At 77.2% G+C, this 639-nt stretch carries 1 pseudogene; it reads right to left on the reverse strand.

The window, feature by feature from the left end:
* Window positions 1-639, reverse strand: a pseudogene (locus DQW85_RS21785) (C50 family peptidase); the annotation flags it as partial.

Consider the following 639-nt stretch of genomic DNA (forward strand, 5'->3'; position numbering starts at 1 on the left):
CGTCTCGCCGCCAGCCACGCCGCCGCGCTGGCGGCGACGCTCACCGGACGGGAACGAAGGCACGGCAGCGCGGCCCAGGGCAGCGTGTGCAGCGCCCCGGCGGGCACGACCACGAGCGGCCGGTCGCCCAGCTCGTCGTGGAGCGGCCGCATCAGCGCCCGCTCCACCTCGACCGCCGCCTCGTCCACCATCCCGCCCACCCCGAACATCCCGCCGCCGAGCGATTCGCTGCCGTGCGGCCCGCTGCCGTGCTTTCCGCTGCCGCGCGGCCTGGTGTCGTGCGGCCCGGTGCCGAGCGTTCCGCTGTCGTGCGGCCCGGTGACGTGTGAGCCGGTGCCGTCGCCGAGGCTGTGCCTGCGCAGGGCGTACCGCAGCCGGATGACCGCCTCCGTGATCGCCTCCACGGGCCCCAGCCGCCGCAGCGTGACCCGCCCGTCCGTGATCAGCACCGCGAGCAGTGTCGCCTCATGCACCACGAACTCCACCAGCGCCGCCCCGCCCAACGCGGCCCGCACCCGGTCGGGGTCGACGGTGCCGGAGGCGTGCACCGGAGCGGCCACGGCCCGCCGGCGTTCGGCCCACTCGAAGACCGTCGCCGCGCACCCGTCGCGCACGGCGAGGTGGAGCCCGAAGCCGGCC

It is taken from the genome of Nonomuraea lactucae (assembly GCF_003313395.1).
In the GTDB taxonomy this organism is placed as follows: domain Bacteria; phylum Actinomycetota; class Actinomycetes; order Streptosporangiales; family Streptosporangiaceae; genus Nonomuraea; species Nonomuraea lactucae.